The following is a 1,650-nucleotide window of genomic DNA, read 5'->3' as shown; positions in this document are numbered from 1 at the left end:
ACCGATGGCACCGATACGGCAACCACCAGCGATACGCTGAGTGTATCTGTTGAAGGTGAAGCAGATGCTCCGACGCTTGATGTCACCGACGCCTCCGGCACCGAAGACACTGCCATTGCACTCGACATCGATGCAGGTCTTACCGATGCCGGCGAAGCCCTCTCGGTCACCATTTCCAACATTCCGGATGGCGCAACCCTCTCTGCCGGCACCGTCAATCCCGATGGCACGGTTACCCTGACAGTTGATGAGCTTGATAGCCTGACCATCACACCGCCGGCGGATTACAGCGGTTCGTTCGATCTCGGTGTGACGGCCACTTCGGCAGACGGTACCGATACCGCTTCTGTATCCGACACCTTGACCGTTGATGTCACTGGCGAAGCCGATGCGCCGACACTCGATGTGACGGATGCCTCCGGCACCGAAGATACTGCCATTGCCCTTGACGTTGATGCCGCGCTGACAGACAGCAGCGAAGTTCTCTCCGTCACCATTTCCAACATCCCCGAAGGCGCAACCCTCTCGGCTGGCACCGTTAATCCGGACAGTACCGTGACCCGACCATCACACCGCCGGCCGATTACAGCGGATCGTTTGATCTGGGTGTCACCGCAACCTCAACCGATGGCACCGATACAGCAACCACCAGCGATACGCTAACCGTGGATGTCACTGGTGAAGCAGACGCGCCGACCCTCGACGTTACCGATGCCTCCGGCACCGAAGACAGCCCGATTGCGCTCGACATCGATGCGGGCCTTACCGATAGCGGCGAAGTCCTCTCCGTCACCATCTCCAACATTCCCGATGGCGCAACCCTGTCGGCTGGCACCGTTAATGCGGATGGCACGGTTACCCTGACAACTGATGAGCTCGACGGCCTGACCATCACACCGCCAGCTGATTACACACTTCGGCAGACGGCACCGATACCGCTTCTGTCTCCGATACGATCTCGGTCTCTGTTGAAGGTGAAGCCGACGCGCCGACCCTCGACGTTACCGATGCAACAGGCACCGAAGACAGCCCGATTGCACTCGACATCGATGCTGGTCTTACCGATAGCAGTGAAGTTCTGTCCGTAACGGTTTCGAACATTCCCGATGGCGCAACCCTGTCGGCTGGCACCGTCAATCCGGACGGCACCGTTACCCTGACAGCTGATGAACTTGACGGTCTGACCATCACGCCGCCAGCTGATTACAGCGGATCGTTTGATCTGGGTGTCACCGCAACGTCTGCGGACGGCACCGATACCGCTTCTGTATCAGATACCCTGACCGTTGATGTCACTGGCGAAGCCGATGCACCGACGCTTGATGTCACCGATGCCTCTGGCACCGAAGATACTGCCATTGCCCTTGACGTTAACGCAGCTCTGACAGACAGCAGCGAAGTTCTCTCCGTCACCATCTCAAACATTCCCGATGGCGCAACCCTCTCTGCCGGCACCGTCAATCCCGATGGCACGGTTACCCTGACAGTTGATGAGCTTGATGGCCTGACCATCACACCGCCGGCGGATTACAGCGGTTCGTTCGATCTCGGTGTGACGGCCACTTCGGCAGACGGCACCGATACCGCTTCTGTCTCCGATACGATCTCGGTCTCTGTTGAAGGTGAAGCCGACGCGCCGACCCTCGACGT

The 1,650-nt window shown here is 58.8% G+C and carries 2 protein-coding genes; both read left to right on the top strand.

Translation table 11 applies throughout. The features are described from left to right. On the top strand, nt 1-663 hold a 663-nt coding region (locus JF44_RS20450; protein WP_033068225.1), incomplete at its 5' end, for an Ig-like domain-containing protein. A gap of 2 nt (nt 664-665) precedes the next feature. Beyond that, a complete protein-coding gene (locus JF44_RS0106745; RefSeq protein ID WP_033068224.1) occupies nt 666-1,088 on the top strand; it encodes an Ig-like domain-containing protein in 423 nt (140 codons plus the stop codon). Nucleotides 1,089-1,650: the final 562 nt, after the last annotated feature.

Origin of the sequence: Thalassospira australica, assembly GCF_000763295.1 — a bacterium.
Lineage (GTDB): Bacteria > Pseudomonadota > Alphaproteobacteria > Rhodospirillales > Thalassospiraceae > Thalassospira > Thalassospira australica.
The sequence above is the reverse complement of the archived record's forward strand: the minus strand, read 5'-3'. Positions and strand labels throughout refer to the sequence as shown.